This window comes from Oceanospirillum sp. (assembly GCF_982874595.1).
This window is the reverse complement of the sequence record NZ_CEYNZH010000092.1, coordinates 1-4,662: the sequence shown is the minus strand read 5'-3', so window position 1 is coordinate 4,662 and position 4,662 is coordinate 1. Positions and strand designations below refer to the sequence as shown.

The following is a 4,662-nucleotide window of genomic DNA, read 5'->3' as shown; positions in this document are numbered from 1 at the left end:
AAGGCGCACCGGAAACAATCAACGAGCACGCGTTCGAAGATGGCTGGATCGCTAAAATCAAACTGGCTGACGCCTCTGATCTGGAAGGTCTGCTGGACGCGGAAGCTTACGAAGCGCGCGTAGCAGAAGACGCTTAATCCCGATGTTTGATCAATAAAACCGGCAAAGGCCGGTTTTATTGGCTCTGAACACCTCTGGTCTCCCCGACCGGATCCCCTTTTGATCGCCTCCCACCTGAGCCGATTAACTATTTTGACTATAGGTTGATAAAAATGGCAGTTGATACGCGCACATTGAGCGAACTTCAACAACATAATGAGTTCACTCATCGTCACGTAGGTCCTGACGCAGCTGAGCAAAATGCTATGCTGTCTGCGCTGGGTTCCTCCTCCCTGGATAACCTGATCACGGATACCGTACCGGGCACTATCCTGCAGAAAGACGCGCTGACAATGGACGCCGGCATCAGTGAAGTGGCTGCTCTGGCAGAGCTGAAAGCACTGGCCGACCAGAACACCGTCAACAAGTCTTACATCGGTATGGGTTACCACGGTACCCACGTACCGAATGTTATTCTGCGCAACGTGCTGCAGAATCCGGGCTGGTACACTGCTTACACCCCTTATCAACCTGAAATCTCTCAGGGTCGTCTGGAATCACTGCTGAACTACCAGCAGATGGTGATGGATCTGACCGGCATGGATCTGGCAAACGCCTCCCTGCTGGACGAAGCCACTGCTGCTGCAGAAGCGATGACCCTGTGCAAGCGTTCTAACCGCAAGAAGAGCGATCAGTTCTTTGTCGCTTCCGATGTACACCCGCAGACTCTGGATGTGATCAACACCCGCGCGGAATACTTCGGCTTTGACGTGGTAGTGGATGACGCCGATAAACTGGGCAACTACGACGTATTTGGCGCTCTGATCCAGTATCCGGGCACCTACGGTGACATCACAGATATCAAAGCAGTGATCGATGCCGCTAAAGCACAGAAAGCGATGGTTGCAGTCGCTGCTGACCTGCTGTCTCTGGTCGTTCTGAAATCTCCTGGCGAGCTGGGCGCTGATGTTGTTCTGGGTTCTACCCAGCGTTTCGGTGTACCGATGGGCTTTGGTGGTCCTCACGCCGCATACTTTGCCGCCAGTGAGAAACTGAAGCGCTCCGTTCCGGGCCGTATCATCGGTGTATCGGTAGACGTTAAGGGCAACCAGGCCCTGCGTATGGCGATGCAGACCCGTGAGCAGCACATCCGTCGTGAGAAAGCGACCTCTAACATCTGTACTGCACAGGCACTGCTGGCCAACATGGCAGCGTTCTACGCGGTATATCATGGCCCAGAAGGCCTGAAGCGCATTGCTGAGCGTACTCACCGTCTGACTGCGATTCTGGCGAACGGCCTGAATGCAAAAGGCGTTGAAACTAACAGCACTTACTTCGACACCCTGACCTTTGATGCAGACGCTGCGGTTTACCAGCGTGCGCTGGATTACGGCTGCAACTTCCGGCTTATTGATGCTGACAACAGCAACAAAGGCGGCAAGCTGGGTGTGAGTCTGGACGAAACCACCACTCCTGCTGATGTGGCACAGCTGTTCGACATCATTCTGGGTGAAGGTCACGGTCTGGATGTGGCTGAGCTGGATGCAGCGATTGTGAACGGTGCCGCTACCGGTATCACCGCTGAGATGCGTCGTGACGATGCGATCTTGTCTCACCCTGTATTCAACACGCACCACTCAGAAACTGAGATGCTGCGTTACATGAAGTCTCTGGAAAACAAAGACTACTCTCTGGTTCATGGCATGATCCCGCTGGGTTCCTGCACCATGAAGCTGAACGCCACCGCCGAGATGATTCCGATCACCTGGCCTGAGTTCTCTGACATTCACCCGTTTGCACCAAAAGATCAGGTGCCGGGTTACTACGAGATGATCCGTCAGCTGGAAACTCAGCTGGAAGAGATCACAGGCTACGACAAGATCTCCATGCAGCCTAACTCCGGTGCATCCGGTGAATACGCCGGTCTGCTGGCGATCCGTAAGTATCAGGAATCCATCGGCGAAGGCCACCGTGATATCTGTCTGATCCCTTCTTCTGCGCACGGTACTAACCCTGCAACAGCAGCGATGATGGGCATGAAGATCATCGTGACCAAGTGCGATGAGAACGGTAACGTCGACATTGCTGATCTGCGCGCTAAAGCAGAAGAGCATGCCGAAGACCTGTCTGCCCTGATGGTGACCTACCCGTCTACTCACGGTGTTTACGAAGAAGATATCGTCGAGATCTGTGACCTGATCCATAAGTTCGGCGGTCAGGTTTACATGGATGGTGCCAACATGAACGCACAGGTGGGTATCGCCAAGCCGGGTCATATCGGTTCTGACGTATCTCACCTGAACCTGCACAAAACCTTCGCTATTCCTCACGGTGGCGGTGGTCCGGGCATGGGTCCTATCGGTGTTAAAGCGCACCTGGCACCTTTCCTGTCTAACCACAGTGTCAGCAGTGTTGAAGGCATCGAAGGCGAAGGTATTGGCGCGGTTTCTGCGGCTCCTTACGGTTCAGCAGCGATTCTGCCGATCACCTGGATGTACAACCGTATGCTGGGTAAAGACGGTCTGAAACGCTCTACTGAAGTGGCGATTCTGAACGCGAACTACGTAGCCGAGAAGCTGTCCGGTCACTATCCGGTACTGTTCCGAGGCCGCAACAACAAAGTCGCGCACGAGTGCATCGTTGATATCCGTCCTCTGAAAGCAGAGTCCGGTATCTCGGAAGAAGATATCGCCAAGCGTCTGATGGACTACGGTTTCCACGCGCCGACCATGTCTTTCCCGGTAGCGGGTACGCTGATGATCGAGCCGACTGAATCTGAGTCTCAGGTTGAGCTGGATCGCTTTATCGAAGCGATGGTTAAGATCAAAGAGGAAGTGGCTAAGGTTCAGAGCGGCGAATGGCCACTGGAGAACAACCCACTGGTGAACGCTCCTCACTCTCAGGTTGACCTGATTGAAGAATGGGATCGTCCGTACACCCGTGAAGAAGCGGTATTCCCAAGTACACACACCCGCGCCAGCAAGTTCTGGCCGGCTGTGAACCGTGTAGATAACGTTTACGGCGACCGTAACTTCATCTGCTCCTGCCCGGGAATTGAAGCTTACGAAGACTAAACGTCTGAGTGGGTTTTAAGCCTGATTTAGCCGAGTGCTAAAAACAAAAGCGAGCCAAACGGCTCGCTTTTTATTGAAGGCTGCTATTGACCTGAATACAACCCGTATCTATGAAGCTAGCAGGCCTTCTCGCCGGGCTTTCTGCTCATTCAAAACAAAAATATGAAGGTCATCTATACACCATTGCACTTTTAACTTGTGCAGTACCTTTCTAAACTTATCAGTCAACGACGATAAGAATTCATCAGGTGCTTTAGGTATCACCAATCTCAAATGTAACTGCGTTTGCGCCCAGTTTATCGAACGTAGGGACTGAGGTAGCTCTAAAGCGGCGGCAGGGTTTCTTTGTAGACAACCCATAAGTTGCAATAAAAGTGCATTTTCAAATTTTTCAAAAATATCACGCCAAAAGCCTGTGTATTCTTCAGGGCTTTTCTTTGAGCTGGGTATGCTTGATTTAGCTTCCACTACGAACAGTTTTTGTCCATTGAGGTAGGTAAACTCAACCATTTTAAAGCTTTCGCCCAGAGCCTTATGGCCTTGAGAATGTTCAATTTGATAGCAATCATCCGCTGAAAAAGTGCCAAAAGTGACACCTGATTCCGTTATTTTAATCATCTTTATTCTATCCCTTCAAACTCAGCCTCAAACAGCCTGATCGATTCGTTGATGATTTCATTTTCGGGCAGTCCATCCTTTAATAAGCAGCTTTGCACCCAGCGCCCTTCCCCATTTGACATAAACGTGGGTATCGACATTTGGCCTTCTTTAGCAATTAACAAAAGCTTCTTTATCACATAGTAAGAGTGCGTCGCTAAAAAGAACTGTATCCCTGCTTTAGCAAGCACTGTAATAATATCCAGAAGCGCAATAATCGCAGTTGGGTGAAGGGCTGACTCTGGTTCGTCAATGAAAACGATGGAGTCTTTATCTAAATAGCGATTACCTAATAAGGTATCGAGAATGGCGACTTTTTTGACACCTTCAGCTGCCGCCATAATTGAAAACTTGCTATTGCCTTTCTTGTATATCCAGCTACTGCTTTTACTATCAAACTCAACTTTGCCAGAGAAGATGTTTTCTAACTGTTTGCGCGAATTTGCAAAAGCATCATGGTTACGACCTTTCTGAGTAGGAATCTTTAGTGCAGCGACTAAATCAGCGTAGGTCGCATCAAAGCCAAACATTTTGTCAATCTCGGTAGATTTATAAATCACATCGGTTAATGACAAAACTTCTTTTGGCGGTAAAAAAACTGAGTTAGATGAGCGTTTGCTTAGGTTATTAAAGCTTGGCGTCACCTTTTTAGTGGTGTCTTTACCAAAGCTGAACACCAGCGAGCTGTTATCCGTCAATGTGATATTGGCACTGAGTTTTTTCCCCTCGCCTTTGGTGACAATTTCCCCTATTTTGTCTACCTGAAATGTCCAGTACAATTTGTCACTTAATACTTCTGAAAAGTCTTGATTGTTATTGCCTTTATTTGCCT

The 4,662-nt window shown here is 49.7% G+C and carries 4 protein-coding genes; 2 read left to right on the top strand and 2 right to left on the bottom strand.

The window, feature by feature from the left end; all coding sequences use genetic code 11:
• Window positions 1–17 precede the first annotated feature (17 nt).
• Together AC4GL5_RS18255 and gcvP are read left to right on the top strand one after the other, a co-directional pair.
• Entirely contained in the window at window positions 18–137 is a 120-nt protein-coding gene (locus tag AC4GL5_RS18255) for a hypothetical protein (protein ID WP_490384237.1), read from the top strand.
• Window positions 138–272: 135 nt separating this feature from the next.
• Window positions 273–3,173: an aminomethyl-transferring glycine dehydrogenase gene (gcvP, locus tag AC4GL5_RS18250; RefSeq protein ID WP_490384236.1), complete on the top strand. Its 2,901-nt coding sequence runs from the start codon at window positions 273–275 to the stop codon at window positions 3,171–3,173.
• A gap of 108 nt (window positions 3,174–3,281) precedes the next feature.
• Here the strand turns inward: gcvP and AC4GL5_RS18245 are convergent, their stop codons facing one another.
• Both AC4GL5_RS18245 and AC4GL5_RS18240 read right to left on the bottom strand, forming a co-directional pair.
• Complete coding sequence (locus tag AC4GL5_RS18245; RefSeq protein WP_490384235.1) at window positions 3,282–3,791, bottom strand: hypothetical protein; 510 nt, start codon at window positions 3,789–3,791, stop codon at window positions 3,282–3,284.
• A 2-nt stretch (window positions 3,792–3,793) separates the two neighbouring features.
• A partial coding sequence (locus AC4GL5_RS18240; protein WP_490384234.1) for an AAA family ATPase occupies window positions 3,794–4,662 on the bottom strand: 869 nt, incomplete at its 5' end.